Consider the following 25643-nt stretch of genomic DNA (forward strand, 5'->3'; position numbering starts at 1 on the left):
CGCGCTCTCTTCGTTCGCGCTCGCTTCTACCCTCCCGTCTCGTACTCGGTTCCGTCGGGACTCTTCGCACCTTCGGAGTCGTAGACGACGACGTCGCCCTCCTCCGGATTCGCGTACTCGTAGTTGTCTCGCACGCCGATAGCCTCTTCCAGTTCGCGGACGGCGCGGGTTTTCAGGGTCTCCGCGAGGTCTTCGGCGTGCTCGCGGTCGATGTCCCGCCCGAGGCCTTCGCACTCGTGAGCGCGGACGACACCGGACTCGTCCACCGCCTCGCCCATCGGTTGGCTCGTGCTGCCCAGCGCCACGCTGAAGGGGTAGGTCTGGCAGATGAGCGGGCGGTCGGGATGCACTGAGCACGCGCCCACGCCGTCGTCCTCCTCGTAGAACCGACAGTCGCCGCAGTCGTCGGTCTGAAGCGCCCACTCGAACGTTTGGCCCGTCCCGTCCGTCAGGCCGTAGGGCATGGGTCGCGCCACGTCGCGGAAGTCGTACCCCGTTTCGGCCTGCAACTCGCGCACCTCGTCCGGAAAGACGGTGGCGGTGTGAGGGTCGTCCGCTTCGCTCTTGCAACACGCCCCGCAGCGCGTACACTCGAATCCGATATCCTCGATAGCGTCCGCGAGGTCGGACGCGTCGAGGGCTTTAGCGCGCTCCAGTTCGGCTTCGAGACTCTGCACGGACGCTAGTTCGCGTCGGCAGGGAAAGTCATTGCGGCGCGGCGCGCTCGCCGTCCCACGCCACGTCTCCCTCGACCGCTAGCTTTTCCAAGTGGGCGGCGACGGTTCGCTCCGCGAACTCCCTGACGGCGGAGATATCCTTGTCGTACACTTCGTCCGTCACCTCGGCGACGGTGCGCGCACCGCCGTGAACCGCGGCGCGAACCTGTTTCTCCCGGGCGAGTCGGTGGTCGATGACCCGCCGAATCGTCTTCCGAGGATGGTCGATGACCGGGCCGTGTCCGGGATAGAGGACGTCCGGGTTCCGGGCGTACAGTCGCCGGAGCGAGGTTAGATAGGCGCGTAGGTCGCCCTCCCCGGCGGCGACGACGACGCTTCCCTCCGCGACTACGAGGTCGCCGGAGATTATCTCGTCGCCGGTCGAAAACGAGACATGGTCGGGGGCGTGCCCCGGCGTTTCGAGGACGGTCAGCGGGCCGACCGTCGTTCCTTCGCGGAGGGTTCGGTCGGGGGCGATTCCGGTGAGTGCCTCGAAACGGTTTTCGCGCCCCGCTCGCGCCCAGACGGTCGCGTCGCAGGCGTCGGCGTAGTGGGCGACCCCGCCGACGTGATCTGGGTGGGTGTGGGTCACGAGGACGTGGTCGACGCCGTCGGCCGCGCGGTCGAGTTCGTCCGTCCTGCCGGCGGGGTCGACGAGGACGTTTTCGACTATGTAGGCGTTCGTCGCCCCGTGCGGGGAGAGCGTGTCGGTCGGGACGGGGATGGGGTTCATGCACGGGGTGACGAACCCCACCGGGAAAGGGCTCACGCCATCGTCGTCACTTGCGAGGGGGTGAGAGTCGTGAGAAGGATCATACGGAAGACGGACGTTCAGTCGTTCAGAAGGTAGACCTGCTTTCGCGCATCGCGGAAACTGTGGCGCGAGACGACGAGATCCTGGTCTTCGAGGCGGGTCAGCGCGTAGCGGACGGTTCGGTCGGGGAGGAGCGACTCTTCCGCGAGTTGGCCTTGCGTCAGCGGTTCGCCAGTCTCTAGCACCTTTGCCACGAGCTTGGCGCTGGGGGGTAGCTCCCTGAGTCGTTCGCGGAACTCGCCCGCCGGTTTGCTTGCAGTCGTGCTCATACTACCACACGCCTGCGGTGAGATGGTAAAACTTGGCTATATGTACGTCTATACAATACCAATACCTTTAAGGTGATTATATCTCTATCAAAAGTTCCGACACGACGGGCGGAAGCTACTCCACTATTCCCGTCGTTACGCCCGTATGGAACGGATTTCCGACGACTATCACGACCTGTTCGAGCGAAAGTCGTTCGCCAACTTGGCGACCCTCACGCCGGACGGGACGCCGCAGATAGCGCCCGTGTGGGTTGGGTACGACTGCGACCACCTCCTCGTGAACACTGCGAAAGGTCGTCAGAAAGAGAAGAACGTCCGGCGTAACCCCAAGGTCGGTATCAACGTGCTCGACCCGGACGACCCGTATCGCTACGTCTCGGTTCGCGGCGAGGTGGTCGAAGTGACCGAGGACGGTGCGGTCGAGCACATCAACGAACTCACCGAGCGGTACATGGGTCGAGACGAATACCCGAATCTCGGCGAGGAGGAGGGTCGCGCGTCATCATCCGGATTCGACCGGATCGCGTCGTGACGACCGGTTAAACTCGGCGGTCGGTTTTCGGCGGTCCACTGTGCCGATTGTACGTCCCGAGCACGTAGCCACAATCGGGACAGTGGACGATGACCGTTCTTTCGTACTCGTGGCGGACGAGGTCGTCCGCGGCGAACTCGCCGCCGCAGTGTTTGCACGTTGGCATCGAAAACCTCGACACTTCGTATGCCAGCGATACTGAAAGTCGTTCGCCCCCGTTCGGTCACTTATCCGCTTTCAGTATCGTTTTATGCACCGGGGGAAGTACACCCTTACGAGAGAAGTGTGAAAGGGCAGGAGTGGTACCAAGCGACCGAGGTGGCCGAGGAGTACGAAGAGAAGCGGTTTTCCCGCGGCGGTCGGCTCATTGACCGGCGCGAAAAGCAAGCCGTCCTCGACGCCATCGGACCGGTCGAGGGCAAGCGCGTCCTCGAGATCGCCTGTGGAACCGGCCGGTTCACGGTCATGCTCGCCGAACGCGGGGCCGATATCGTCGGTCTCGACATCTCGTCGGCCATGCTCCAGCAGGGACGCCACAAGGCGCGGAACGCGGGCGTCGCGGATCACTTGGAGTTCATGCGCGGCGACGCGGCCCGCCTCCCGTTCCCCGACGACTACTTCGACACCGTATTCGCCATGCGGTTTTTCCACCTCGCCGACACGCCGGCGTCGTTTCTGAGCGAGATGTGTCGCGTCTCGAGCGAGCAGGTCTTCTTCGACACGTTCGCCGGTCCGAGCACGCGAAGCATCTACAACTGGCTTCTCCCGATGGGGTCGCGGCTCTACTCGCTTGACGACGTGGAGAAACTGCTCGCCGACACCGGCCTCGCGCTGGTCGACGCCGAACACGACTGGATTCTCCCCTACGGCTTCTACCGCAAGATTCCGGACGCGGTCGCGGAGCCGATTCGAGATATGGACTCCGCCATCGGCGAGACGATACTCGGCGACCCGCTCGCATCCGTCTCCTACTGGAACACCCACGTCGAGTGAGTTCCGTCGAACAGGCGCGTGCCGAACTGTTTTTACGTACTCGGTATCTGAAAAGCGGGTATGAACCTGTCCGTGGTGGTTCCGACGTTGAACGGTCGTGAACCACTGAGCGACTGTCTCGACGCGCTCGCTCGTCATGCGCCCGACGTCGAGGTAGTCGTGGTCAACGGACCCTCTGCGGACGGGACGACCGGAATGGTGTGCGACCGCGACGACGTAAGCACGCTGGTTGAGATATCCGACCGAAATCTCAACGTCGCGCGGAACGCCGGTATCGTCGAAGCGACCGGCGACGTGATCGCGCTCGTCGGACAGGACGTGACGGTCGAAGCGTCGTGGTATGACGGTATCGAGGAGGCCATGGCGACGGACAGTGATGCGGTAACCGGTCCGATTCACCGACTGGTGCGGGCGGGTATGACGACCCAGACGGTCGAGACGCAGACGATCGCCGGGCGGGACGTGACTTACTTCGCGGGCCAGAACGTCGCGTTCTCCCGCGACGCCATCGAGACGGTGGACGGGTTCGACGAGAACCTCCGAACCGGCGGCGCGCGCGACTGCGCCCATCGGCTCGCCGGACTGGAGCGGACGGTCACGTGGGAACCGACGGTGAGCGTGCGCCACGACGAGCCGGGCGACGAGGGAATCGAGCGCGAGTGGGGCGTGAAGTATCGGTCGCTTGCCTACCGCATGGTGAAAAACTACGGACCGCGTCTGACCGTCTTCCGGCGGACGCTCCGTGACGCCGTCATCGACGCCCGCGAAACCGGCCGGAAGGTCGTGTCGGGCGACGCCGAACCCTCCTTGTGGGCGAGCTGCGGAAAGCGCGTCTGCAAGGGTATCGCGGTCGGCGCCAAAGACGGTGCTCTCGCCCGCGTGCGCGACCGAAGCGAGGCTCGAAATCCCGCTGGTCTCTCGTCGCGGGCCGACCGCGCCGTGGAACGCTACGACTGGCGCGACGAGGCGTAGGCGGGACAGTCGTGCCTCTCGCCGTTTTGCGCTCGGAGAATGACATCGAGAGGGTGATTTGAACCACCTGAAGACGCTTCCTCGCCTTCGGCGAGACTGCCTCTTCCGTCGTTTGAAATCTCCTCTGGACGTTTTCCAACGTAGAGACGTGTCTCGACTCCCGTTCGCCTTCGCTCACTAGAGTTTCGACTGGTCGTATTGCGTTGGAAAAAGCGCCGAGAGGGAGATTTGAACTCCCGTGTCCGTGAGGACAGCAGATTTCGAATCTGCCGCCTTGGCCGGGCTAGGCTATCTCGGCTCACCCACACCTACCCCGCTGTTCGTTTTATGGGTTTCGATTCGCGGAACCAGAATTTGTGCGACCATCAAATTAAAATTGGTGGCCCTTGCGAAAGATTTCATGGACGTTACAGACGCGAACGCGAAGAGCGACTCCGTCCTCGACGCAATCGGTACCGCCGTCATCGCCGACCGCGAGTTCCTCGAAACGGTTCTCCTCGGAGTCATGGCCCAAGGCCACGTTCTACTGGAGGACGTGCCCGGAACCGGAAAGACCCTCACGGCGCGGAGTTTCGCCTCCGCGCTCGGCCTCTCGTTCAGCCGCGTGCAGTTCACGCCCGACCTGCTCCCGGCGGACGTGACAGGCACCCACGTCTTCAACGAGCAAGACCGCGAGTTCGAGTTCAACGAAGGTCCCATCTTCGCCAACGTCGTCCTCGCGGACGAGATCAACCGCGCACCGCCGAAGACGCAGGCCGCCCTCCTCGAAGCGATGGAAGAACAGCAGGTGACGATGGACGGCGACACTCGCGAACTCCCCGACCCGTTCTTCGTCATCGCCACGCAGAACCCTGTCGAACAGGAGGGGACGTTCCCGCTCCCCGAGGCGCAGGTCGACCGATTCGCCGTCAAGACCAGCCTCGGCTATCCCGACATGGACGGCGAAGTCGAACTCCTGCGCCGCCGGGCCGACCGCCACAGCCAGAGTCCGAGCATCGAGAGCGTCCTCGACAACCGGTCGGTCACCGACCTGCAGTCGGTCCCCGAGTCGGTGCGCGTCGAGGAGGACTTGCTGGAGTACATGGCCGCCGTCGCCCGCGAGACGCGCGACGACCGCCGGGCCGAGATCGGCGTCTCGCCCCGCGGAACTCAGCGCCTCTTCGAAGCCTCCCGCGCCCGTGCCGCCATGCAGGGGCGGGAGTTCGTCACCCCCGACGACGTGAAGCGCGTCGCCTACCCCGTGCTCACCCACCGCGTCGTCCTCACCCCGGACGCGAAGGTGAACAACGTGCGGAAAGACGAGATAATCGAGGCAGTGCTGGACGGCGTGCCTGTGCCGACGGTGGAGTGAGACGGAACCAAACGCGCTCGAAACACGGTCGCAACGACTATTCTCGCTCTCGCTCGCGCCACTCCCGACGGAGGAGTCCGTACTGAACCATGTCGCGGTGCTCGCCGTCGATAAACATGTACTTGCGGCGGCCCGCCTCGGCGAACCCGAGCGACTCCAGCAGGCCCCGGGAAGCGTCGTTGAAGTCGTAATCCTCCGCACCCACGGCGGGGGTATCGTACGACCGAAAGACGTAGTCGATAACCATCGAGACGGTTTTCTTGCCTTAGCCTTGACCGTGCACCTCCGGGACGAGCCAGTAACCGAGTTCGGGTCGTTTCCAATCGGCGTCCATTACAGTCACTGCGCCGATTCGCGTCACGTCGGCCTCGTCGGGTTGTCCCGGGCTTGCCTCTCCCACCTCGAGACAGACGAGAAATCTGTCAGAATCTTCGTCCTCAACGTTTACGTGGCAACATTCTACGAGTAGCGTATGGCCGCCACACTTCGAATCCCGTCACAGCGTACCGCCAGCGCGTGGGTTGTACTGACAGCCTACGTCATCGTTTGCGCGCTCATCGTGGTTGCCCCGGCGTCACTCCCCTTCCTCGGGATGATTGGGGTGTTTACGCTGGCTCTCGTCGCCGTGTTCGTCGTACTCGCCCGCGAAGCGCCGAGACCGGCGTTCGTCCTCCTCGCAGTCCCTCTGCTCGTCGTGGCAGCGGTAGACGTTCTCAAAGGCTGTCCCGCTGTCGGTTGTGCTACGCCGCCGGGGTACGAACCGTGGTTGAACGTGAAATTTTTCGCAAAAATGACGCTCATCGGCCCCACGCTGGGCGTGTCGAGCCAACTGCCACCCTGTGCTGCCGTCTGCCCGCATCGCATCGAACTGGTACCACTGGTCGCGGGCTACCCGGCGGTGTGGAAAGGATACGACGGGTAGGGGGCGTCTCCGTCGAAGTTGCCTCGTCGAAAGCGTCTCCAGAAAAAGACGACTCACGCCCGTAACGCCGACGTGAGCGCCAGCGCCGCGATCAACAGGAACACCAGCGCGGTCATCGGTTGCCCCCCGCTTCCGAGCAGATACATCCCGTAGCCGACGCCGCCCGCCGAAACCGCGACCACCGTGCTCGCGGCGGCGTGGGTGAGTTCGAGGCGCTGCGTGTCGGCTTTGCGGCCGAGTTGCTCGCCGACGTTGATGGCCTGTTCGCCGAAGTCCCACGCGAGCACCGTCGCCATCGCGCCGGGAATCAGGAGTTCGGCGGGGGCGGAGACGAGTCCGCCTGCGAGCACGCCGCACAGGAGGGCGAAACTTCCGACGGTCACCCCACGGCGTGACCCCCGGACGACTCCGAGGGCGACGACCGCCAACCCGAGCAGGCCGGCGAGCGCGCCGACGCCGCCGACGAATGCGCTCGCACCGAGCGCGACCGAACCGGCGATGATGGCGAGCAGTTGGCTCACCCGAGCGGGCGAGCGGTCGACCTCGTTCATCGGAGCCACCTCCGATTCGCTCGGGCCAGCGTCACGCCGAGCAACTCCTCGGTGTCCCAATCGACGACCCGAAGCCCGCCGGCCCGGAGCGACTGGAGTCGCCGGATTCGCTCCGACCGGGCGAGTCGCTGTCCGGGCGTTGCGTCGCCGGTCGGGTCGGGGCTGATGACGGTCACGGCGTGACCGCCAGCGTCGAGTCGCCGAGCCACCTCCGGCGCGAAGCGGTCGCAGAGCGGCGAGAAGAACACCACCTGCGCGTCCGTCGGGAGTCGCCGCAGGAGCCACCGCATCCGCAGCGTCGAGTAGAACATCCCGGTCGGCGGCTCGCACGCGAACGCGTCCGCGTGCGAGAGCAGTTCCCGCGCTTCCGCCCGGTGGTACGTTCCCGTGCCGGGCGACAGCCACGCTTCTTCGGGGCCGAACGCGGCGATTCCGACCCGGTCGCCGTTGTCCAGCAGGGCGCTGAACGCGTCGCCAGCGGCGCGAACCGCGTGCTCGACCGCGCCGGGGTCGTCGTCGTCGTCACGCGCGAGATACGCTTTCGCTCGCGCGTCCACGAGCAGGACGACGGTCGCGGTCTGCTCCTCCCGGAACTCGACCGTCGTTAGCTCGCCCGTCCGCGCCTTCCGATTCCAGTCGATGCGCGAGAGAGGGTCGCCGGGTCGATACTCGCGGGTGGCGTGGAACTCGACGCCGGTTCCGCCTTCGCGCGTCGCCACCCGTCCGGTGTATCGAATCGTCTGTTCTCTGAGCGGAACCGCCTCCGCCGTCGCCGCGAGTCGGGGCGTACACGTTATCGCCGTCTCGTCCGCCAGTTCGAACTCGCGTTCGACGGCTCCGCTGAAGTCGCGGGCTAGCACCTGCGCCGGTTCGAAGGCGTGCTCGCTGCGAACCGCCTCGACGCTGTAGGCGAACGCCGCCCGTTTGCCGGGACGGAGTGCGGTTCCGAGTCGGGGCGACCCGGAGGTCACTTCCAGCGCTTCGGGCACGCCGTCGACGATGCGGAGGTCCGGGACGGTCGCGCTCCCCGCGTTCTCGACCGCCACCTCGACTCGAATCTCGTCCCCCGGCTCCGGCGTCGCGTCGCTCACGGTGCGCGTCAGTTCGAGGTCGGTCGTCGGGGGCGTCGCGGTTCTCGCGTAGGCCGCGAACGTGACGCCGACCACGCCCACGAGGAGCGTGACCGGACTGCCGACGAACACGCCGACCGCCGCGGCGAGAAGCGCGACCGCGCTCACGCCGTGCCAGCGGTTCGTCTCGCGGACGGTCATCGGTCGTCCTCCACGTAGTCGGTGACGGCGTCGGCGGTTCGGCGCGCTCGCCGTTGGAAGGTCGTCTCGCCGCCGAGCGAGCGACGGAGCCACTCGCGCCACGAGCGCCGAGGTGCGGACGGGCCGCCGAGGAACGCCGCGGCGTACGGGTCGTCCGTCCAGTCGCCGGTCTCCATCCGCGCCTTTGCGTCGTCCTCCGAGCAACCTTCGCGCTGAACGATGGCTTCGAGGAGCGACCGTTCGAGGTGCTCCCTGAGTCGTTTCCGCGACTGGAAGCGCTGCGACCGCGACCCGGAGTGGACGGTTCGGAGGCGCTCGTCGAACTCCCGACCCGGCGTGGGATGCGTCACGTTCGTCTCCGGGTCGCCCGTCACCGCGCCTTCGACGTCGCGGCGGCGTCTGCTCTGGACGACGCGAAGTCCTTGGACGAGCGCCAGTATTCCGACGAGATTCACGAATATTTCTCCGGTCGAGACCACCGCCGCGAGCTCCGGCGCGAACACGACGGCGAGTCCCCAGCCGACGGCGAGGATTCCGACCGTCGTGAGAAGCGGTCGGTCGTTCATCGCTCGCCCTCCGCGTAGTGGCGTTCGATTCGGCGGAGCGCGGACACGGCCCGTCGCTCGCGGTCGCCGGTCGCGTCCTCGCCGCCGTACCGAACCTCCTCGAAGACGGTCGTCAGTTCGGACACGTCGTTCCGGCCCATCCCGGCGTCGACCGCCGCCGCGGCGAACTCGCCGGGCGTGCTCGATTTGGGGGCGGACACGTCGAGATGGCGGGTCATCTCGCGCCACGCGCGGTACACCTCGTTCTCGACGCTCGCTTCGGATTCGATGCGATCCGCCGCCTCTCCCGCCGCCCGCCCGACGGCGGCGATGTCCTCTTCGTCGGGTGCTTCCTCGGCCTGCTGCGCGTCAGGTTCGCTTCCGCCGGAGCTCTTCACGAGGAGGACGACGGCGCCGACGAGCGCAATTCCGAGGACGACGAACAGCACGAGCGAGGGCGTCACCACGGTCGCCGCGCCGTCGCCGGCGCCGCCGGAACCGCCCGCTGGGAGCGAGAAATTGCTCCGGTTTCCGGGGAAGAGGTTGCCGTCCGACCTTCGAGAGATCGAAACGGTACACGCGGTCAACAGGGCGTGAACCAACAGTATTGGGACGCCGACGGGGCCAACGACGGCGAAGGCACCGAGGAGTCCGCTCCGTCGGTAGGCGATGCCGACGAGCAGGAGAAACGCACCCCCGATGGCGAGTATCACGGGGCCGCTCGCGAGGACGGGGTAGCAGGGGAACTCTATCGGAACGGCCGGGCCGGCTCCCTGCCCCCCGGACGGGGACGACTGGTTCTTCTCGCCGAATCCGGTGCCACCGGAACCGAAGCCGAACCCGGTGCCGCCGGAACCGTCTTCGGTCACGGCCGAGTTCAGCGTCGCGGCGGCGAGGGAGATAGCGAGGACGCAGAGGAGCGCGATGACGACGGGGCGGGCGGTGTCTAGATCCACGATACCGAGTAGCGGGATTGAAAACTTAGGTTTTCTGTCTTCTCGCAGGAACGACCGTCGCCTTCGAACGAACGGAGGGACACTCCCTCCTCCCGCCGTATTTTGGCCTCAGAGGTACGAATCGTCGTACTCTTCGGTCGAGCGCGAGACGTGGGTGTTGCCGCACTCGGTACACTCGATGCGCTCCACGTTGTCCATCGTCGTGTCCAACGAGCCGCAGTTACTACAGTAGTAGCCGAACTTCTCGGTGCGTTCCTCGTCGGTGTAGGCGGCGTAGAAGGGGCCTTCGGTTCCCGACTCTTCCTCGTCGCGGTCGACGTACATCTCCTCTCCGTCGTTGGTCGTCGCGGTCGTCACACCGTCGCGCGTCTCCGCGTTCGGCAGTTCCGCGTCCTTCGCCGATTCGGTCGGCGTTCCGTCGGCCTCCTCCGGTTCGACGTACACGTACTCCACGAGTGATTCGTCTCCGATCTCCACTCGACGGTCGTCCGTCCGCTCGAAGCCGAACCGCTCGAAGAAGTCGTCCCCCTCCGTGTTGGATTCGAGGGTCGTCGCGGAGACCCGCTCCGCGCCTCGCTCTCGAAGCGATTCGACGGCGGTTTCGAACAGCCGAGTGCCGACCCGCGCGCCGCGGTGCTCGGGGTCGACCATCAGCCACTGCACCTCGCCCTCCGACCCGTCGCGCTCGCCGACGACGAAGCCGACCACGGTGTCCCACTCCTCGCTCTCCGCGACGAGCGCGACGGCGTCCGAGTCGTCGAACGTCCGCGTCAACCGTTCGTCGCCGAACTGCTCCTCGGCTATCGTCTCGATCTGCCGAGGGCTGAGCGCGTACGACGTCGTCATCGCGCTCTGGGCGAGCTCGCGCATTCGCTCCGTGTCGTCCGAGGTGGGTTCGCGGAGTTCCATGGTGTTGTCTTCGCTCGCCACGTCGATAAATCCGGTGACGGAATCCCCGGTACTACGACCGTCTGATTCCGAACCCGGTTCGCGGGCGGTGGCGCGGTGTCCGTGCTCCTGTCGGAGTCTGGCTTCGCCATCCCGGATAAACCTCCGTTCGGTTCCGAGCAAATTCGAGAGATGCGATGTGGTAACCAACAGCTAACCGTTATGCTCCCGGCGTCCGTGTCGCCTGTATGCGAGGTGTGGGGGTACTCGTCGTCGTTCTTCTCGTCTGTATCGCACCGGTACTCAGCGTGGCCGATAGCGCGGCCGGTGACCGCGGGAGCGCCGGCGCTCCGCCCGATCCCAACTCCGATGTGCTCGGGTGGGAAAACGGCTACTGGCACGACGAGCGCATCGCCGTCGACCAGAGCGACGGGCTGACGGACGCCGAACTACGGGCCTACGTGGGTCGGGCGATGGCGCGCGTGGAGTTCATCCGCAGGCAGGAGTTCGACCGGAACGTGACGGTCGAATCGCTCCCGCGAGAACGGTACAGCCGAATCATCCGGGATCAGTTGCGAGCGCAGTACACGCCCGCACAGCGCGCGTGGGAGAATCAGATATGGGAAGCGATGTTCGCCAGCGACGAACCGACGGACGCCGCCCGGGAACGAACCCGACTCTTGCAGGAGCGCATCGCCGGTTTCTACGTGCCGGGTAAAGACGAGATCTTCGTCATCTCCGGCGACGAACTCGTCGTGGACAACGAGACGCTAGTTCACGAACTCACGCACGCGCTCCAAGACCAGCAGGGAGGACTGAACCCCTCGCAGTCCGGAGCTCGGACGATGGACGGACTGCGAGGTCGCCAAGGGTTGACCGAGGGCGAAGCGTCGTACGTCGAGAAACGATACGCGCAACGGTGCGGTGCGGAGTGGGAGTGCGTCGAGACGCCCGGCCCGCAACCGAAGCGGACGCCCTACGGCGGCGGCCCGCTTCCGTCCTACAACCTCGCCATGCAGGTGGCGACGATTCAACCGTACTCCGACGGCCCGGCGTACGTCGCGTCGACCGTCGAATCGGGCGGCTGGAACGCGGTCGAACAGCAGTACCGAAATCCGCCGAAGTCGTCCGAGCAGGTCATCGACCCGGAGACGAAAAACGCCCCGCCCGCGTCGCTCCGGCTCGGCGAGCAGGCTAGAAACGGGTGGCGACTCTACGGCGAGAAGGGAGAAAACGGTTCGGAGACGGTCGGCGAAGCTGGAATCTACGCGATGTTCTGGTATCAGGGCCGAGTCTACGACAACTCCGTCATTCGGTGGCAGGAGTTCGAAGACCCCGAGGCCGGCGAGTTCGACGTTTTCAACTACACCAGCGAACCCTCCGACGGGTGGGCGAATGACCGACTCTGGCCCTACCACAAGGGCGACGAGCGAGGCTACATCTGGCGGACGAAGTGGGACACGTCCGAGGACGCGACGGAGTTCGCGCGAGCGTACCGCGACCTCCTCCACGGACAGAACGCGACGCGCGTCGCTCCCGGTACGTGGGTCATCGACGGCGGTGGGTTCGCCGACGCCTTCCGCATCGTCCGCGACGGGCGAACCGTGACGATAGTGAACGGGCCGACAGTCGCTGACCTGAGGGATATCCGACCCGATTCCGGGGACGATACTCGTCAGTCCTCGTCATTGCGCGCGCGAAAATTCGATTGATTACGCCGTCGCCCCGTCGATGGAGACGTTCGACGGGAGCGCCTGCGTCTCGTCGGCGGCGGCCAGCAGGTCGTGGTAGCGGTTGCGGATGGTGACAGTGCTCACGCCGCTGATCTCGCTCACCGCGTCCTGCGTCAGATCCTCGTCCTCGAGGAGCGCGGCGGCGTACAGCGCGGCGGCGGCGAGGCCGATTGGCGATTTTCCGCTGGTGACGCCAGCCTTCTGTGCGGTCGAGAGCAGTTCGTGCGCGCGGCGTTTCGTCTCCGCGCCGAGGTCGACCTCGCTCTCGAACCGGTTGAGGTACTGCACAGGGTCGGCGGGTTTCACTTCGAGGCCGAGTTCGCGCACGATGTAGCGGTAGGTGCGCTTGAACTCCATTCCGTCGATGCGGCTGACGCTCGCCACCTCGTCCAGACTGCGCGGAACGCCGGTCTGGCGGGCCGCCGCGTAGAGCGAGGCGGTCGCAACGCCCTCGATGGAGCGTCCCGGAAGGAGATCTTCTTTCAACGCCCGGCGGTAGATGACGCTGGCCGTCTCGCGGACGTTCTTGGGAAGGCCGAGCGCGCTCGCCATCCGGTCGATCTCGCCTAGCGCCTGTTTCAAGTTGCGTTCTTTGCTGTTGCGCGTGCGGAAGCGTTCGTCCCACGTGCGGAGTCGCTGCATCTTCTCGCGCTGGCGCGACCCGAGCGAGTTTCCGTAGGCGTCCCTATCCTGCCAACCGATGCTGCTCGACAGCCCCTTGTCGTGCATCATCTTCGTCGTCGGCGCGCCGACGCGGGATTTCGAGTCGCGTTCGGCTGCGTCGAAGGTGCGCCACTCCGGACCGTGGTCGATAGCGTCCGCTTCGACGACGAGACCGCATTCCGCGCAGGTCGTCTCGGCGTGTTCGTCGTCGCCGACGAGGCGACCACCGCACTCGGGGCACGCGTCTCGTTCGGCGCTCTCTCGTTCTTGTTCGGTGTTCGGTACAGTTCGGTCTCTCTGGTGAATCGTCGTACTCGTCATGATGAGGATGGAAACCGGCTCTCAGAAGGAAGAAAATGGAGGCCGAGAGCCAGCTTACTAACCTATAGTTAGGTTCGAAAGTATTTAAACCTTCCGCGGGCGGTGTGACGTCGTTTGCCGGAGTAGTAGTGTCCGATTCGGATTAAGACGACGAATCTCGGTTCTATTTTGAGGATTTCTGCCCGCATTAAATTCCCCATAAGAATATACGGCGGGTTCTTCCAGACCACCAGCGATGACGCGACAGACGCGACGAGCGTTCCTCGCCGCGGCCGGTGCGGCCGGACTCGCGGGGTGTTCGTCGTTTACTAGAAAGGTGGCGAAGAGCGACGATGCCGGAAAGGCGAGCGGTTCCGGAGCGGCGAACGTAGCGGTCGCCGACGATTTCGAATCCCTCGACCACTGGCGGGCAGTCGAACGACAGGGGTCGCTCTCGAAATCGACCGACGCCTACGAAGGGCCACAATGCGCTCGCGTGACCGGAAGCGGGGAGACGAAAGAAGGGCACATCGTCCGGTCGCTTTCAGGTGCCGACCTCCGCGGGACGAATTTCTCGATGGCCGTCAAATTAACCACCCACGAACAGGCGAAGGTCGCCGTCGAACTCCTCGCGCCGGACGACGAGCGGAAGGTCGTCCTCAAGCGAACCGTGCTCGGCCCGAAAGACCGCTGGGTGCGCGTCAACTTCGGCGTCACGGGTCGGACGGACGGGGCGAACCTCGCGCAGGTGCGGGAACTCCGCGTCGTCGGGCGACCGCTCGACCCGAACGCCAAGCGACCCGTCGAATTTCTCGTGGACGACCTCCGGACGGTCTCCAGCGCGGACACCGGCTACGTGACGTTCACCTTCGACGATAGCCACGCCAGCCACTACCGCGCGTTCGAACTGATGGAGAAGTACGGGTTCGCGGGCGTCGAAGGCGTCATCCCCGAGAGCGTCGGGAACGACGACCGACTGACCGAAGACCGGTTGTCCGCGATGGCGAAGGGCGGGTGGGATATCGCGGCCCATCCCAACGTCGGCGCGCAGTTCTTCCCGGAGTTCTCCGCGGACGACCAGAAGGACCTCCTCGTGGATGCACGGAACTACCTCGAATCGCGGGGGTTCGACGACGGCGCGCGCCACCTGCTCGTCCCGAAGAACCTCCTCGGCCCGGAGACGTTCGACCTCGCTCGGCGGTACTACGACACCGTCTTCAGCTTCGGCGGCTGTCCGAACGCCGTGCCGTTCGAACGCGAGGACGCCATCGTTTCGCGGGTGTACGGCAAGGACGTGGAGGTGGTGAAGGAGTACGTGGACTACGCCGCCGAGTACGGCCAACTCGTCGTCCCCCTGTTCCACGAGGTCGGGAAGGACGGCGATATCGGCGAAGACGAGTTCGAGAGTCTGCTGAAATACGTGAAAAAGCAGGACGTGAAAGTCATCACCGCCTCCGATTTTCTGGAACTGTGATTCGGCCGGCTTCGAACCGACCGGCGTGCGAGAACGCTACTCCGACTCGTCGCGGCGGTCGCCCCCCGTCGAGTCGGCGTCGAGCTGTTTCAGCATGCCGTACACGTCGAAGTTCGCCCATCGATCGGCTATCTTTCCGTCTTCGAGCCGCACGACGCCGATTCCCATGATGTCGATTCGGTTCCCGGTCGGCGGGATGCCGAAAAACTCGCCCTCCTGTGTTCCGGTCACCCGTCCCCAGAAGGCGACGAAATCGTCCTCGGCGATGGTTCCCTCGATATCGTATCGGAGGTCGGGGAACGCGGCGCGGTAGCCGCGTATGAACTCCTTGAACTCGTCGACGTGCTCCGCGCCGGAGAACGTCGGGTCGTGGTACACTTGCTCCTGCGTCAGTATCTTGTCCGCGGCGTCTGCGTCGCCCTCGCCCCAAACCTCGTCGGCGTACCGACGAACGACCGTTCTGTTTCGCTCTTCCCGCGTGGAAATGGTGGCGTGTACGTCGCGTGACGAATTCACCTTTGCGTCCGTACCTCGGCCGCTCCGTCACGGTCTTGGCCAACCGGTCACAGCGTTGGCCGCCACCGGTGCACCTTAACGCCTCGACCTCCTACGTTCGCGTATGACGAAACGAGCGACGCTCGCCGGTGGGTGTTTCTGGTGTCTCGAACCCGCGTTTGAGGAGTTGGAGGGCGTGGAATCGGTCACGTCCGGGTATGCTGGCGGGTCGGTCGAGTACCCGAGCTACGAGGAGGTCTGTTCCGGTAGTACGGGTCACGCCGAGGTCGTGCAGGTCACCTACGACCCCAACAGAGTCGGCTACGACGAACTGCTACAGGTGTTTTTCACCATCCACGACCCGACGACGCTGAACCGACAGGGGCCAGACGTGGGGTCGCAGTACCGCTCCGCCGTGTTCTACCACGACGACGAACAGAAAGAGACCGCCGAGCGGTTCATCGACGAACTCGAAGCGGCGGAGGCGTTCGACGGCCCCATCGTGACCGAGGTGGAGCCGTTGGAGGCGTTCTACGAGGCCGAGGGGTACCACCAGGATTACTACGAGAAGAATCCGAACGACGCCTACTGCACGGTGAACGCCCAACCGAAGCTTCGGAAGGTGCGCGAGAAGTTCGCCAAGAAGATCCGAGAGTAGCGAGGAGGCGGTTCGGAGACGACCAGTGCGTCTTCTCCGCTGTTTTTCCGTCGAAGCGGTCACGATTCGGCGCGTTCCGGAGACGTGCGTCGAAATCGGGAGCGTCCGCTCCCGAGCACGTACAGCACGCCGGCACCGACCACCGCGTAGGGCGTCCGCGAGTACAGAAAGAGCACGCGCCCCGGCGAGAGAATCATGCCCGCGAGCGCGTTTCGAACCAGGTAAGCCGTCATATCGCCGAGGAGGGGCGACGTTCCGAGGGTGAGACTCGCTACGACCGAGCGACGGTGGTAGCCTGCACCGACCACCAGAACGCCCCCGACGACCAGCGAGAGCGTGTAGAGGAGCGTCCGCTCGGGAAACGCGGCGTTGACGGCGACGACGAGCACGAACAGCACGCCCGCGGTGAGGGACAGTCGCCGACGGTCGATGAGCGCCGTCCCCGTCGTCGCCACTGAGTCGAATCGTTTCATTCCTACGGTGACGCGACCGCCGGTTAAATTGGCATCGTCGGGAGCCGAGCGTCATCAATCGTTTTACCGGCTGCCGTGGTTAGTATCGGTACCGATGCCAGTCCGTCCCGCCTACGTGAAGAAAGTGGGGAATCTCCTGCTGGAACGCTACCCCGAAGCGTTCACCGACGACTTCGACCAGAACAAAGAAAGTGTAGAGAAACTGACAAACGTCACGTCGAAGGACGTTCGCAACCGAATCGCGGGATACATCACGAGGAAGCGAGGGCAGGGGGAAGAAGAACGGTACCTGTGACGGCTCGGTCGACGCCACCCTCTGTTCTAGTAAGATAGATGTCACGTCCGGATAGATTCAGGCATCTGTAGCGCGTAGTCGTGAGTATGGAACTGTACGCCGCGATGCGGGGCGGACTCCTCGTCGCCGACGAGACGGGGACGAAGGGGGTACGACTGGACGCCAACGACTTGGAGTGCATCGCCGCGACCGCAGACCGCGTCTTCTACGGGACGTTCGATGCCGGTCTCTTCCGGAGCGAGAACGGGGGCGAGACGTTCCGTTTGGTCGGCGGAGAGACGATCCGGGAGTCGGTGATGTCGCTCGCCGTCGACCCGGACGACCCGGAGACGGTGTGGGTCGGGACGGAACCTAGCGCCGTTTACAGAAGCACCGACGGCGGCGATTCGTGGGAGCGGCGCGAGGGGCTGACCGACCTTCCCTCCGAACCGCAGTGGTCGTTCCCGCCGCGACCGCACACCCACCACGTCCGATGGATCGAACCCGACCCCGACGACCCGGAACACCTCTACGTCGGCATCGAGGCCGGTGCGCTCGTGCAGACGCACGACGCGGGCGAGACGTGGGAGGACAGGGTTTCGAGCGCTCGTCGGGACAACCACTCGCTGACCACCCATTCCGACGCGCCGAACCGCGTTTGGTCCGCCGCGGGCGACGGCTACGCGGAATCCGATGACGGCGGCGAGACGTGGCGGTATCCGCAGGACGGACTCCGCCACCGCTACTGCTGGAGCGTCGCCCTCGCGCCGGACGACCCGGACACCGTCCTCCTCTCCAGCGCCAGCGGCCCCCGAACCGCGCACAACGCCGATTCCGCCGAATCGTACGTCTACCGCAAGCGAGACGGCGAACCGTGGGAGCGACTCGACGGGTTGCCGACCGGCGACGGCGTCACCCGGACGGTGTTCGAATCGGGAACCGCCGGCGGCGAACTCTACGCCGTCAACAACCGCGGCGTCTTCCGAACCGAGGACGCCGGAACGACGTGGGACGAACTCGAAATCGAATGGCCGACGGGATTCGAGAAACAGACAGCGAGAGGGTTGACGCTGCTCCCGTAGGTCGACTGGCGGGACATCAGTCGAGTGGGGAGTTCCGGCGTCCTACTGCGCCGAAACCCGCCGGGCGAGGAAGTCGTCGACGATTTCGAACGAGCGAATCTTCTGGTCGATGTCGGTGCTTCCGTGGCCTTCCTCCCCGAGTTCCTCGTACTCGTAGTCCCGGTCTTCGCCCTCTTCGAACCCGACTTCGTCCAGCGCGTCGCGGAACAGTCTGGCCTGCGAGACGGGCACCCGGCGGTCGTTGACGCCGTGCACCATCAACAGTGGCTTGTCAAGATTCTCGGCGTACTCGATGGGGCTACGCTCCCGATAGAGGTCGTGGTTCTCCTCGGGGTCGCCCAGATATCTCTCCATGAGTCCGGTCTGGAAGTGTGGCATCGTGTTCTCGTATATGTCGTGGAGGTCGGTGACGCCGACCCACGCGATGCCCGCCGCGTACAGTTCGGAATACCGCACCATCTGCCAGTAGGCGCTGTAACCGCCATAGGAACCGCCGTAGACGATGACTCGCTCCTCGTCTATCCGCTCCCGTTCGCGGAGCCAGCGGACGCCCTCGGCTATGTCGTCCTGTTCCGCGCCGCCCCAGTCGCCGATGAGGCTGTTCTTGAACTCGCGCCCCCGGCCGAACGAGCCGCGGTAGTTGATTTCGAGTCCGTCGTGCGATTCGAAGATGACGTACTCCGCGTCCGCGAACGAGTCGAGGTCGATATCGCCGTACTCCGGTTCGAGGAGTGTCCGCGTCGCGCCGGATTCGACGTCGTGGACGAGCAGCGCGGGTCGCTGCGTCGGCGTCGTCTGCTCCACGAGCACTCGTCCGTCGCCGAGTAAGGCGGCGTCGCCGTACTGGGGAAACGACGCGACGCCGATTGGCAGGTGGAGTTCGGTCGCGTCTCCTCCGAGGTCGTAGACGAGCGGAACGACGGCGGCACGGCGCGTCCGGAGCGCGATAAAACCACCGCCGTCGGGGAGGAACGCGACGGGATTCTCGACGTACTCGCCCGACCCGAACCACTCGACGGAGTCCGATTCAAGGTCGTAGATGCCGCAGCGCGTCTTATCTTTGGTGTCGTCCGAGACGAGCAGTCGGGTTCCGTCGGGCGACCAGTCCGCGAAACGGGGTTCGCTCCCATCGATTCCGATTTCGAGATTTTGTACATCCGACCCGTCCGCGTCGGCGACGTACACGTCACTGTTGTTCAGGTCGTCGGACTCGTTTGTAACGTACGCGATTCGGCCGCCGTCGGGCGCCCACATGAACGGCCAGCGCGCGTTCCGCGGCACCTCACCGTCGCTCACCCATCGCATCTCGCCCGTCGCCACGTCGATGACGTGGAGTTCGTTGCGACCGGTTCCGTCGTAGTAGACCGCGACCCGCTCGCCGTCGGGTGAAGAGGCGGGATGGTGAAACTCCGGAAGGCTAGCGAGGTCTTCGAGTGAGAATTCCTCCGTCATCGACTCGAAGTGAAATATATCGGCTCATAAGTATTTCCCGAACAACGATTCTGTAATTTTGCAACCATTTCCGCCGACCTCGGTCCGTTCGCCCCACATCCCGACCGATCACGTCCACGCCTCGGTCGCCCTCGTGCTTATGGAAATCCACGGTGTGAGTGCGTACATGCGACACCGAGACGCAGCGACGACCGTTTGTGCCGCGGTCTGTCTCGCAGTGCTCGGTGCGTTCGCGGTACCGTATCTTGTGACGAATCCGGAGAGCGTCGCCGTCTACTACCGCGCGCCGGTCGCCGGGATGCGGTTCGCGGGTGTGCTCACGTTTCTCGTCCTCCTCGCGGTCGGCGTCGGCTACGTCGGACGCATCGACCGGACGGTGCTCGCGGCCGTCATCGTCGTTCTCGGCGGGTACGCGTTTCTCCTCACCGTCTGGTGGGCGGTCACCCTACCGCCGCACGTCGTGATGGAGCTATCGACCGCCGACGAGTTCGCGTACCACCGATGGCTCCTCGTCGGTCTGACGCTGCTCGTTCCGCTTGCCGGTCTCTGGTACGCGCGGTCGGTTCGGCGCGCGACTCGAACCCGAGCGGTCGAGGCGTAGATTTTCGGGGTGACGCACTCGTCCCTCGGCAGCCCTTCGACCGGCGCTCGGGCCGACACCCCTTTGCGACCGGCGAACCTCTTGGACGACGATGGTGCCGGCTACCGACGGCGACCCGTCCGGCGAGATCGACGTGGTCGAGAGCGACGCGGAGCGCATCGAGAGCAGCGAACACGAGTTCGCGATGCGAGCGACCGCGACCATCGACGGCCCCGCGGGGCGGTTGGCCGTTCGTCGACAGTACGACGCGCTTCCGTACCACAACGACGTGGTCTACCCGGACGGCCCCGACTCGAACGACGAACGCGTCGAACGCCCCAACGAGATTCACGTCCACACCCGGTTCTACGCCGTCTCCGACGACTCCGACGACGACGAAGCCGAGTACTTCGCGGACGCTCACGAGACGTGGACGTCCGAGGAACCGACGGTTCTGAGTGACGCGGACGAGTTGGCGAGACTCTGTACGGATCATCATCTGGCCGACCCCGCCGCGCTCTACCGAGACGCGATGGAACGGCGGTAAAGACGTTCGCTCTCGCCCGAACTACGGTTTCGCTGGGCCGCTGGACGGGACTCGGCGTCGAAACGGAACGTTCCGTAATTTTCTCCCGATATTCGTACCAGACGCTACGCGATATACGGCTTTGCTCGTGGCGTGCTAACAGAGAACGGGGAGAACGATGGACACGAAAGACCTTCTAACCGACGACGTACAGGCACTCCAAGACGGGTTTCAAGGCGAACTGCTGCGACCCGGCGACTCCGGCTATGAGGGGGCGCGCCGGATATGGAACGGGATGCGAGACGCGCATCCGGCGGTCATCGCCGTCTGTTCCGGGGTCGCCGACGTGAAAGCCGCCGTGAAATTCGCCCGCGAGCGCGACGTTCCGGTCGCGGTTCGCGGCGGCGGGCACAACGTCGCCGGAACCGCGACATGCGACGACGGCATCGTCATCGACCTCTCGGGGATGCGGAACGTCCTCGTCGATCCGGAGGAACGCCGGGTCAGGGCGCAGGGCGGTGCGACGTGGACTGGGAGACGCAAACCTTCGGACTCGTCGTGCCGGGCGGCGTCGTCACCGAGACGGGTATCGCCGGACTCACGCTCGGCGGCGGCTACGGTTGGACGCGGCGCAAGTGGGGGCTCACCTGCGATGCCCTCGTCGCGGCGGACGTGGTGACCGGGGAAGGGGAGTTCGTCAGGGCGAGCGAGGAGGAGAACGCCGACCTACTCTGGGCGCTTGGCGGTGGCGGCGGTGGAGTCGGCGTCGTCACCGCCTTCGAGTACGAGTGCTACCCGCTCGGCCCGGAGGTGTTCTTCCTCGGCGCGCTCTACCCTCTCGACAACGGAGAGGAGGTGTTCGAACGGTGGGACGAGTTCATGGCCGACGCGCCCGACGAGATAACCGCGGACGTGACGATCTGGAGCGTTCCGGAGCATCCGATGTTTCCGGAGGAACTCCGCGGAACGCCTTTCGTCGGTGTACTCGGGATGTACGCCGGTGCGGCCGAGGAGGGAGCCGAAGCGATGCAACCGCTCCGCGAGTTCGGGACGCCGCTGCTCGATCTGAGCGGGCCGACGACCTACCTGCAGGTGCAGTCGATGTTAGACCCGATGTTCCCGGACGGCGACCGCTACTACTGGAAATCGCACTATATCGGCGACTTCGGCGATGCGGAGATCGAGACGATACTCGACTTCTGCCGCGAGCGACCGTCGCCGTGGTCGCTCGTTCCGGTTCGGTCGCTCGGCGGGGCGATAGCCCGCGTCGGAGCCGACGAAACCGCCTTCGGCGATCGGGACGCTTCGGTACTGCTCAGCATCGACGGGACGTGGGAAGACCCGGCGGACGACGAGACAAACGTCGAGTGGGTTCGGGAGTTCTGGGACGCCACGGAGCGGTATTCGACCGGCGCGACCTACGTCAACTTCTCGATGCTCGAAGAGGACGAAGCGGTTCGCTCCTCGTTCACGGCGAACGAAGAACGGTTGACCGCGGTGAAACGGCTGTACGACCCCGACGGGGTGTTCGGACGAATTTCGCCCGTTAGCGTGGCGGACTGACTCGGCCGCGCTGACTAACTCGGTCGGGTCGACCGTCGAGCGCCAACAGGAGGCGCTCGAAGTCGGCGTCCGAGCCGTCGGTCTGGAGCAGTTCGACGGCCCGCCTGCCGCCGTCGACTCGCCTCCGGAGCCTCGCGTATCGTATCCCGAGTTCGAGTTTCGCATCGGCGATGGCGATTCGACCGTCACGAATCGCTTCCCGCGATTCGTGGAGCGTCGCGACCGATTCTCGGAGGACATCGAGAGCCATGCGACGACCGACGCGAGCCACGCGATTAGTGTTGCCGGCTCGGTGGGGGTCGCCGGTCATCGCTGGCCATGAGAGTTTAGGAATACTGCGTGTTTCATCCACCGATGACCGAGTACGAAAACGACGTTCTGGTTTCAGCGGATTGGGTGGAAGACCACATCGAGGAGTTCGAGAGCGACGACCCCGAGTACCGACTCGTGGAGGTGAACAGCCCCGAATCGCCAGACGAGGATTTCCCGTCGCGCTACGGCCAAGGACACGTTCCGGGGGCCATCGGCATGCAGTGGGACGAGGACCTCTCGGACGAGACCGAGCGAGACATCCTCAAGAAGGAGGACTTCGAACGGGTCGTCGGCGACCACGGTATCAGCGAGGATTCGACCGTCGTCTTCTACGGCGACGGCTGGATTCCGAACTGGTTCGCACTGTTCGCTTACTGGGAGTTCAAATACTACGGCCACGAGGACGCCCGCGTGCTGAACGGCGGGAAAGACTACTGGGTCGAGAACGACTACCCCCTGACTGACGACGTGCCCGACCACCCCGCGGTCGAGTACCGCGCGAAGGGGCCGTTCGAGGGTATCCGGGCGTACAAGGACGATGTGGACAAGGCGATGGAATCGGGGCTGCCGCTGGTCGACGTTCGGTCGCCCGAGGAGTTCACAGGTGAAATCATCGCGCCCGAGGGGCTCCAAGAGACGGCTCAGCGCGGCGGCCACATCCCCGGTGCGAGCAACGTCCCAGTCGCGCAAGTGCTCGCCGACGACGGGCGGTTCAAGTCGGCGGACGAACTGCGCGACCTGTACGCCGAACACGACGTGGACGGCGACGAGTCGGTCATCACCTACTGCCGGGTCGGCGAACGCTCCTCCATCGAGTGGTTCGCGCTCCACGAATTGCTCGGCTTCGGCGACGTGCGCAACTACGACGGCTCGTGGACCGAGTGGGGGAACGTCGTGCGCGCACCCATCGAACGAGGGGAGTAGCGACACTCCTTTTTTCCGCCGGCACGAATCGCCGACCATCACCGACATCCACGAACTCGTCGCCGACCTGTACGCTAACCTCGAAGCGACCGAACGACGTCCGGTGGAGACGCGGGCGAACCAGTACCTAGGGGAGGCTCAGGCGGTCGTGGCGGACGCGAGGCGTGCTCCGGAATCGGTCGTGAAAAAGCGCGTCTCGCAGGCGTCCGAACTGCTCTCGCACGTCGAGGAAACCGGCGATTCGGAGGCTGACGAACGCGTCGAGCGGGCGCGCGAGCTGGCGACGGAAATCCTGTCCGAACTGGACTGAACGATTCGACAGCAAGGTCTGTCGCTTCGGGAGGCTTTAACCCCCGCGTCACCCTTACTCACGGTCATGAGCAAAACTGGCGAGAAGGACGAAGGGTTGCGAAGCCGCGAGGTCACCGAGGGGCCGGAACGCGCCCCGCACCGGGCGATGTTCCGGGCGATGGGGTTCGACGACGACGACCTCTCCTCGCCGATGGTCGGGGTCGCCAACCCCGCCGCCGACATCACGCCCTGCAACGTCCATCTGGACGACGTGACCGAATCGGCTATCGAAGGGGTCGATTCGGCGGACGGGATGCCCGTCGAGTTCGGAACCATCACCATCTCGGACGCCATCTCGATGGGAACCGAGGGGATGAAAGCCAGCCTCGTCTCGCGCGAGGTCATCGCCGACAGCGTGGAACTCGTCGCGTTCGGCGAGCGCATGGACGCCCTCGTCACCGTCGCGGGCTGCGACAAGAACCTCCCGGGGATGATGATGGCGGCCATCCGCACCGACCTGCCGACCGTCTTCCTGTACGGGGGTTCCATCCTCCCCGGCGAGCACGAGGGGCGCGAAGTCACGGTTCAGAACGTCTTCGAGGGCGTCGGCGCGGTTGCCCACGGCGATATGTCCGAGGAGGAGTTGGACGACCTCGAACGCCACGCCTGCCCCGGCGCGGGGTCGTGCGGCGGGATGTTCACCGCGAACACGATGGCCTCCATCAGCGAAGCCCTCGGACTCGCGCCGCTCGGCTCCGCGAGCCCCCCCGCCGAGTCCGACGAACGCTACGAAGTCGCGGAACAGGCCGGCGAACTCGCGCTCGACGCGGTGGAGAACGACCGCAAACCCTCCGACATCCTCTCCCGGGAATCGTTCGAGAACGCCATCGCGGTGCAGGTGGCGATGGGCGGTTCGACCAACGCCGTGCTCCACCTGCTCGCGCTCGCGGCGGAAGCCGGAATCGACCTCGCCATCGAGGATTTCGACGAGATATCGCGCCAGACGCCCAAGATAGCCAACCTCCAGCCCGGCGGGTCGAAGGTGATGAAAGACCTCCACGACGAGGGCGGCGTACCGGTCGTCCTCCGCCGCCTGCTGGACGCCGGACTCGTCCACGGCGACGCGATGACGGTGACGGGTCGCACGGTCGCGGACGAACTCGACGAACTCGGCGTCACCGGCGAGGCGGACGCCGAGTTCATCCGGCCCGTGGACGACCCCTTCAGCGACGAGGGCGCGATAAAGATTCTGACGGGGAATCTCGCTCCGGACGGGGCAGTGTTGAAAGTCACGAAGGACGATACGTTCCACCACTCCGGCCCGGCGCGCGTCTTCGAGAACGAGGAGGACGCCATGAGGTACGTGCAGGAAGGCGACATCGACTCCGGCGACGTGCTCGTCATCCGTAACGAAGGACCCCGCGGCGGCCCCGGCATGCGCGAGATGCTGGGCGTCACCGCGGCGGTGGTCGGTCAGGGTCACGAGGACGACGTGGCGCTCATCACCGACGGGCGCTTTTCGGGTGCGACCCGCGGGCCGATGGTCGGTCACGTCGCACCCGAAGCGCGCGACGGCGGCCCCATCGCGGCGCTGGAAGACGGCGACGAGGTGACGGTGGATATCACGAATCGGGAGCTCTCGGTCGCGCTCTCGGACGAGGAACTCGCGGAGCGACTGGACGACTGGGAACCCGACGAACCGCAGTACACGACCGGCGTCCTCGCAAAGTACGGAACCGCGTTCGGGTCGGCGGCGAACGGCGCGGTGACGAATCCCGGCGCGAAGCGGGAGTGACCCGCCGATCCAGTCGACCCACGCGGTACGTTTCGAACGCGCGCCCGAGACGGTGCCGACGAAATCCGCCCTTCCATTTATAGGCTGACGAGGGCGACGGTCGGCGCGAGAAGACCAACGACCGGCGGGGCCGACGGCCGTCGACTGGTCGAATAATCTTTCGGAATTGAACGGATGGGACGAAATCCGCTGTCTGAACCCGCGTAACACGGTGCAAGAAAAATATATAAAATAAGTAATTTAATATGGTATACTCATGGATTCATAT

The 25643-nt window shown here is 65.1% G+C and carries 29 protein-coding genes, 1 tRNA gene and 3 pseudogenes; 17 read left to right on the forward strand and 16 right to left on the reverse strand.

Features of this window, described 5'->3' with window-relative positions:
* Window positions 1–26: 26 nt before the first annotated feature.
* From LIW51_RS03565 to LIW51_RS03575, 3 genes are all read right to left on the reverse strand, one after another.
* Window positions 27–677, reverse strand: a complete 651-nt coding sequence (locus LIW51_RS03565) for a YkgJ family cysteine cluster protein (protein WP_227375858.1) — start codon at window positions 675–677, stop codon at window positions 27–29.
* A gap of 28 nt (window positions 678–705) precedes the next feature.
* Window positions 706–1449 (reverse strand): MBL fold metallo-hydrolase, encoded by a 744-nt coding sequence (locus tag LIW51_RS03570; protein ID WP_227376731.1) that lies wholly within the window; start codon window positions 1447–1449, stop codon window positions 706–708.
* A 98-nt stretch (window positions 1450–1547) separates the two neighbouring features.
* Entirely contained in the window at window positions 1548–1799 is a 252-nt protein-coding gene (locus LIW51_RS03575; protein WP_227375859.1) for a MarR family transcriptional regulator, read from the reverse strand.
* Window positions 1800–1944: 145 nt separating this feature from the next.
* On the opposite strand from LIW51_RS03575, the pseudogene LIW51_RS03580 reads away from it, so the two are divergent.
* Window positions 1945–2342: pseudogene (locus LIW51_RS03580) on the forward strand (PPOX class F420-dependent oxidoreductase).
* Here the strand turns inward: LIW51_RS03580 and LIW51_RS03585 are convergent.
* The gene (locus LIW51_RS03585; RefSeq protein ID WP_227375860.1) at window positions 2339–2497 is read right to left on the reverse strand and encodes a hypothetical protein; all 159 of its coding nucleotides are present in this window, start codon (window positions 2495–2497) and stop codon (window positions 2339–2341) included. The pseudogene LIW51_RS03580 and the gene LIW51_RS03585 sit on opposite strands and share 4 nt — an antisense overlap.
* Before the next feature lie 119 nt (window positions 2498–2616).
* Between LIW51_RS03585 and LIW51_RS03590 the strand changes: the two genes are divergently transcribed.
* Both LIW51_RS03590 and LIW51_RS03595 read left to right on the forward strand, forming a co-directional pair.
* Entirely contained in the window at window positions 2617–3324 is a 708-nt protein-coding gene (locus tag LIW51_RS03590) for a class I SAM-dependent methyltransferase (protein ID WP_227375861.1), read from the forward strand.
* Between the two features lie 60 nt (window positions 3325–3384).
* A complete protein-coding gene (locus LIW51_RS03595) occupies window positions 3385–4296 on the forward strand; it encodes a glycosyltransferase family 2 protein (protein WP_227375862.1) in 912 nt (303 codons plus the stop codon).
* Between the two features lie 213 nt (window positions 4297–4509).
* Here the strand turns inward: LIW51_RS03595 and LIW51_RS03600 are convergent.
* A tRNA-Ser gene (locus LIW51_RS03600) sits at window positions 4510–4594 on the reverse strand.
* 102 nt (window positions 4595–4696) lie between these two features.
* On the opposite strand from LIW51_RS03600, the gene LIW51_RS03605 reads away from it, so the two are divergent.
* Window positions 4697–5647 carry an AAA family ATPase gene (locus LIW51_RS03605; RefSeq protein ID WP_227375863.1) on the forward strand — a complete coding sequence of 317 codons (951 nt, stop codon included), beginning with the start codon at window positions 4697–4699 and terminating at the stop codon, window positions 5645–5647.
* 37 nt (window positions 5648–5684) lie between these two features.
* Here the strand turns inward: LIW51_RS03605 and LIW51_RS03610 are convergent.
* Window positions 5685–6080, reverse strand: a pseudogene (locus tag LIW51_RS03610) (GNAT family N-acetyltransferase); the annotation flags it as partial.
* Between the two features lie 39 nt (window positions 6081–6119).
* Between LIW51_RS03610 and LIW51_RS03615 the strand changes: the two are divergent.
* Window positions 6120–6569, forward strand: coding sequence for a hypothetical protein (locus LIW51_RS03615; protein WP_227375864.1), 450 nt, complete (start codon window positions 6120–6122; stop codon window positions 6567–6569).
* A gap of 53 nt (window positions 6570–6622) precedes the next feature.
* Here LIW51_RS03615 and LIW51_RS03620 read toward each other — a convergent pair whose 3' ends face one another.
* The 5 genes from LIW51_RS03620 to LIW51_RS03640 all read right to left on the reverse strand — a co-directional run bounded on the left by LIW51_RS03620 (window position 6623) and on the right by LIW51_RS03640 (window position 10990).
* The gene (locus LIW51_RS03620) at window positions 6623–7120 is read right to left on the reverse strand and encodes a DUF7519 family protein (RefSeq protein WP_227375865.1); all 498 of its coding nucleotides are present in this window, start codon (window positions 7118–7120) and stop codon (window positions 6623–6625) included.
* Window positions 7117–8391, reverse strand: coding sequence for a DUF58 domain-containing protein (locus LIW51_RS03625; RefSeq protein ID WP_227375866.1), 1275 nt, complete (start codon window positions 8389–8391; stop codon window positions 7117–7119). Before LIW51_RS03625 ends, LIW51_RS03620 begins: the two co-directional genes overlap by 4 nt.
* On the reverse strand, window positions 8388–8957 hold the full coding sequence (locus tag LIW51_RS03630) for a DUF7269 family protein (protein WP_227375867.1): 570 nt from the start codon (window positions 8955–8957) through the stop codon (window positions 8388–8390). Before LIW51_RS03630 ends, LIW51_RS03625 begins: the two co-directional genes overlap by 4 nt.
* Window positions 8954–9892, reverse strand: a complete 939-nt coding sequence (locus tag LIW51_RS03635) for a DUF4129 domain-containing protein (protein ID WP_227375868.1) — start codon at window positions 9890–9892, stop codon at window positions 8954–8956. The genes LIW51_RS03630 and LIW51_RS03635 overlap by 4 nt, the downstream gene beginning before the upstream one ends.
* Window positions 9893–10000: 108 nt before the next feature.
* Window positions 10001–10990: a GNAT family N-acetyltransferase gene (locus tag LIW51_RS03640; protein ID WP_227375869.1), complete on the reverse strand. Its 990-nt coding sequence runs from the start codon at window positions 10988–10990 to the stop codon at window positions 10001–10003.
* A 38-nt stretch (window positions 10991–11028) separates the two neighbouring features.
* On the opposite strand from LIW51_RS03640, the gene LIW51_RS03645 reads away from it, so the two are divergent.
* Entirely contained in the window at window positions 11029–12492 is a 1464-nt protein-coding gene (locus LIW51_RS03645) for an Hvo_1808 family surface protein (RefSeq protein WP_227375870.1), read from the forward strand.
* On the opposite strand, the gene LIW51_RS03650 is transcribed toward LIW51_RS03645, so the two are convergent.
* The gene (locus LIW51_RS03650) at window positions 12493–13497 is read right to left on the reverse strand and encodes a transcription initiation factor IIB (RefSeq protein WP_227375871.1); all 1005 of its coding nucleotides are present in this window, start codon (window positions 13495–13497) and stop codon (window positions 12493–12495) included.
* Window positions 13498–13732: 235 nt separating this feature from the next.
* On the opposite strand from LIW51_RS03650, the gene LIW51_RS03655 reads away from it, so the two are divergent.
* Window positions 13733–14950 carry a polysaccharide deacetylase family protein gene (locus LIW51_RS03655; RefSeq protein ID WP_227375872.1) on the forward strand — a complete coding sequence of 406 codons (1218 nt, stop codon included), beginning with the start codon at window positions 13733–13735 and terminating at the stop codon, window positions 14948–14950.
* Between the two features lie 36 nt (window positions 14951–14986).
* Here the strand turns inward: LIW51_RS03655 and LIW51_RS03660 are convergent, their stop codons facing one another.
* The gene (locus LIW51_RS03660; RefSeq protein ID WP_227375873.1) at window positions 14987–15466 is read right to left on the reverse strand and encodes an ester cyclase; all 480 of its coding nucleotides are present in this window, start codon (window positions 15464–15466) and stop codon (window positions 14987–14989) included.
* Window positions 15467–15569: 103 nt separating this feature from the next.
* On the opposite strand from LIW51_RS03660, the gene msrA reads away from it, so the two are divergent.
* Entirely contained in the window at window positions 15570–16103 is a 534-nt protein-coding gene (msrA, locus tag LIW51_RS03665; protein WP_227375874.1) for a peptide-methionine (S)-S-oxide reductase MsrA, read from the forward strand.
* 59 nt (window positions 16104–16162) lie between these two features.
* Here msrA and LIW51_RS03670 read toward each other — a convergent pair whose 3' ends face one another.
* Window positions 16163–16576, reverse strand: a complete 414-nt coding sequence (locus tag LIW51_RS03670) for a hypothetical protein (protein WP_227375875.1) — start codon at window positions 16574–16576, stop codon at window positions 16163–16165.
* Window positions 16577–16670: 94 nt separating this feature from the next.
* On the opposite strand from LIW51_RS03670, the gene LIW51_RS03675 reads away from it, so the two are divergent.
* Entirely contained in the window at window positions 16671–16871 is a 201-nt protein-coding gene (locus tag LIW51_RS03675) for a 30S ribosomal protein S17e (protein WP_227375876.1), read from the forward strand.
* Between the two features lie 86 nt (window positions 16872–16957).
* Window positions 16958–17932, forward strand: coding sequence for a WD40/YVTN/BNR-like repeat-containing protein (locus LIW51_RS03680; protein ID WP_227375877.1), 975 nt, complete (start codon window positions 16958–16960; stop codon window positions 17930–17932).
* A gap of 42 nt (window positions 17933–17974) precedes the next feature.
* Here LIW51_RS03680 and LIW51_RS03685 read toward each other — a convergent pair whose 3' ends face one another.
* Window positions 17975–19384 carry a S9 family peptidase gene (locus tag LIW51_RS03685; protein ID WP_227375878.1) on the reverse strand — a complete coding sequence of 470 codons (1410 nt, stop codon included), beginning with the start codon at window positions 19382–19384 and terminating at the stop codon, window positions 17975–17977.
* Between the two features lie 166 nt (window positions 19385–19550).
* Here LIW51_RS03685 and LIW51_RS03690 point away from each other — a divergent pair, with 166 nt between their 5' ends.
* The 4 genes and pseudogenes from LIW51_RS03690 (at window position 19551) to LIW51_RS03705 (ending at window position 22053) form a co-directional block, all read left to right on the forward strand.
* The gene (locus LIW51_RS03690) at window positions 19551–19985 is read left to right on the forward strand and encodes a DUF7548 family protein (protein ID WP_227375879.1); all 435 of its coding nucleotides are present in this window, start codon (window positions 19551–19553) and stop codon (window positions 19983–19985) included.
* 91 nt (window positions 19986–20076) lie between these two features.
* Entirely contained in the window at window positions 20077–20511 is a 435-nt protein-coding gene (locus LIW51_RS03695) for a hypothetical protein (RefSeq protein ID WP_227375880.1), read from the forward strand.
* Between the two features lie 274 nt (window positions 20512–20785).
* Window positions 20786–21135 (forward strand): annotated as a pseudogene (locus tag LIW51_RS03700) (FAD-binding oxidoreductase); the annotation flags it as partial.
* 789 nt (window positions 21136–21924) lie between these two features.
* On the forward strand, window positions 21925–22053 hold the full coding sequence (locus LIW51_RS03705; protein WP_227376732.1) for a BBE domain-containing protein: 129 nt from the start codon (window positions 21925–21927) through the stop codon (window positions 22051–22053).
* Here LIW51_RS03705 and LIW51_RS03710 read toward each other — a convergent pair.
* Window positions 22037–22303 carry a hypothetical protein gene (locus LIW51_RS03710; RefSeq protein ID WP_227375881.1) on the reverse strand — a complete coding sequence of 89 codons (267 nt, stop codon included), beginning with the start codon at window positions 22301–22303 and terminating at the stop codon, window positions 22037–22039. The genes LIW51_RS03705 and LIW51_RS03710 overlap by 17 nt on opposite strands.
* 104 nt (window positions 22304–22407) lie before the next feature.
* Here LIW51_RS03710 and LIW51_RS03715 point away from each other — a divergent pair, with 104 nt between their 5' ends.
* The 3 genes from LIW51_RS03715 to ilvD all read left to right on the forward strand — a co-directional run bounded on the left by LIW51_RS03715 (window position 22408) and on the right by ilvD (window position 25375).
* Window positions 22408–23289 carry a sulfurtransferase gene (locus LIW51_RS03715; protein ID WP_227375882.1) on the forward strand — a complete coding sequence of 294 codons (882 nt, stop codon included), beginning with the start codon at window positions 22408–22410 and terminating at the stop codon, window positions 23287–23289.
* Between the two features lie 67 nt (window positions 23290–23356).
* The gene (locus LIW51_RS03720) at window positions 23357–23599 is read left to right on the forward strand and encodes a DUF8152 family protein (protein WP_497007387.1); all 243 of its coding nucleotides are present in this window, start codon (window positions 23357–23359) and stop codon (window positions 23597–23599) included.
* 66 nt (window positions 23600–23665) lie between these two features.
* Complete coding sequence (gene ilvD, locus LIW51_RS03725) at window positions 23666–25375, forward strand: dihydroxy-acid dehydratase (protein WP_227375884.1); 1710 nt, start codon at window positions 23666–23668, stop codon at window positions 25373–25375.
* Window positions 25376–25643 lie beyond the last annotated feature (268 nt).

Origin of the sequence: Haladaptatus halobius, assembly GCF_020618475.1 — an archaeon.
Lineage (GTDB): Archaea > Halobacteriota > Halobacteria > Halobacteriales > Haladaptataceae > Haladaptatus > Haladaptatus halobius.

What these genes read in the sequence shown, in the direction of transcription:
- LIW51_RS03570 (WP_227376731.1), bottom strand. Translation starts at nt 1,449, where the DNA reads ATGAACCCCATCCCCGTCCCGACCGACACGCTCTCCCCGCACGGGGCG.
- msrA (WP_227375874.1), top strand. Translation starts at nt 15,570, where the DNA reads ATGACGAAACGAGCGACGCTCGCCGGTGGGTGTTTCTGGTGTCTCGAA.
- LIW51_RS03630 (WP_227375867.1), bottom strand. Translation starts at nt 8,957, where the DNA reads ATGAACGACCGACCGCTTCTCACGACGGTCGGAATCCTCGCCGTCGGC.
- LIW51_RS03690 (WP_227375879.1), top strand. Translation starts at nt 19,551, where the DNA reads ATGCGACACCGAGACGCAGCGACGACCGTTTGTGCCGCGGTCTGTCTC.
- LIW51_RS03650 (WP_227375871.1), bottom strand. Translation starts at nt 13,497, where the DNA reads ATGACGAGTACGACGATTCACCAGAGAGACCGAACTGTACCGAACACC.
- LIW51_RS03585 (WP_227375860.1), bottom strand. Translation starts at nt 2,497, where the DNA reads ATGCCAACGTGCAAACACTGCGGCGGCGAGTTCGCCGCGGACGACCTC.
- LIW51_RS03680 (WP_227375877.1), top strand. Translation starts at nt 16,958, where the DNA reads ATGGAACTGTACGCCGCGATGCGGGGCGGACTCCTCGTCGCCGACGAG.
- LIW51_RS03645 (WP_227375870.1), top strand. Translation starts at nt 11,029, where the DNA reads ATGCGAGGTGTGGGGGTACTCGTCGTCGTTCTTCTCGTCTGTATCGCA.
- LIW51_RS03695 (WP_227375880.1), top strand. Translation starts at nt 20,077, where the DNA reads ATGGTGCCGGCTACCGACGGCGACCCGTCCGGCGAGATCGACGTGGTC.
- LIW51_RS03575 (WP_227375859.1), bottom strand. Translation starts at nt 1,799, where the DNA reads ATGAGCACGACTGCAAGCAAACCGGCGGGCGAGTTCCGCGAACGACTC.
- LIW51_RS03685 (WP_227375878.1), bottom strand. Translation starts at nt 19,384, where the DNA reads ATGACGGAGGAATTCTCACTCGAAGACCTCGCTAGCCTTCCGGAGTTT.
- LIW51_RS03595 (WP_227375862.1), top strand. Translation starts at nt 3,385, where the DNA reads ATGAACCTGTCCGTGGTGGTTCCGACGTTGAACGGTCGTGAACCACTG.
- LIW51_RS03605 (WP_227375863.1), top strand. Translation starts at nt 4,697, where the DNA reads ATGGACGTTACAGACGCGAACGCGAAGAGCGACTCCGTCCTCGACGCA.
- LIW51_RS03715 (WP_227375882.1), top strand. Translation starts at nt 22,408, where the DNA reads ATGACCGAGTACGAAAACGACGTTCTGGTTTCAGCGGATTGGGTGGAA.
- LIW51_RS03710 (WP_227375881.1), bottom strand. Translation starts at nt 22,303, where the DNA reads ATGGCTCTCGATGTCCTCCGAGAATCGGTCGCGACGCTCCACGAATCG.
- LIW51_RS03705 (WP_227376732.1), top strand. Translation starts at nt 21,925, where the DNA reads ATGCTCGAAGAGGACGAAGCGGTTCGCTCCTCGTTCACGGCGAACGAA.
- LIW51_RS03655 (WP_227375872.1), top strand. Translation starts at nt 13,733, where the DNA reads ATGACGCGACAGACGCGACGAGCGTTCCTCGCCGCGGCCGGTGCGGCC.
- LIW51_RS03675 (WP_227375876.1), top strand. Translation starts at nt 16,671, where the DNA reads ATGCCAGTCCGTCCCGCCTACGTGAAGAAAGTGGGGAATCTCCTGCTG.
- LIW51_RS03615 (WP_227375864.1), top strand. Translation starts at nt 6,120, where the DNA reads ATGGCCGCCACACTTCGAATCCCGTCACAGCGTACCGCCAGCGCGTGG.
- ilvD (WP_227375884.1), top strand. Translation starts at nt 23,666, where the DNA reads ATGAGCAAAACTGGCGAGAAGGACGAAGGGTTGCGAAGCCGCGAGGTC.
- LIW51_RS03625 (WP_227375866.1), bottom strand. Translation starts at nt 8,391, where the DNA reads ATGACCGTCCGCGAGACGAACCGCTGGCACGGCGTGAGCGCGGTCGCG.
- LIW51_RS03670 (WP_227375875.1), bottom strand. Translation starts at nt 16,576, where the DNA reads ATGAAACGATTCGACTCAGTGGCGACGACGGGGACGGCGCTCATCGAC.
- LIW51_RS03620 (WP_227375865.1), bottom strand. Translation starts at nt 7,120, where the DNA reads ATGAACGAGGTCGACCGCTCGCCCGCTCGGGTGAGCCAACTGCTCGCC.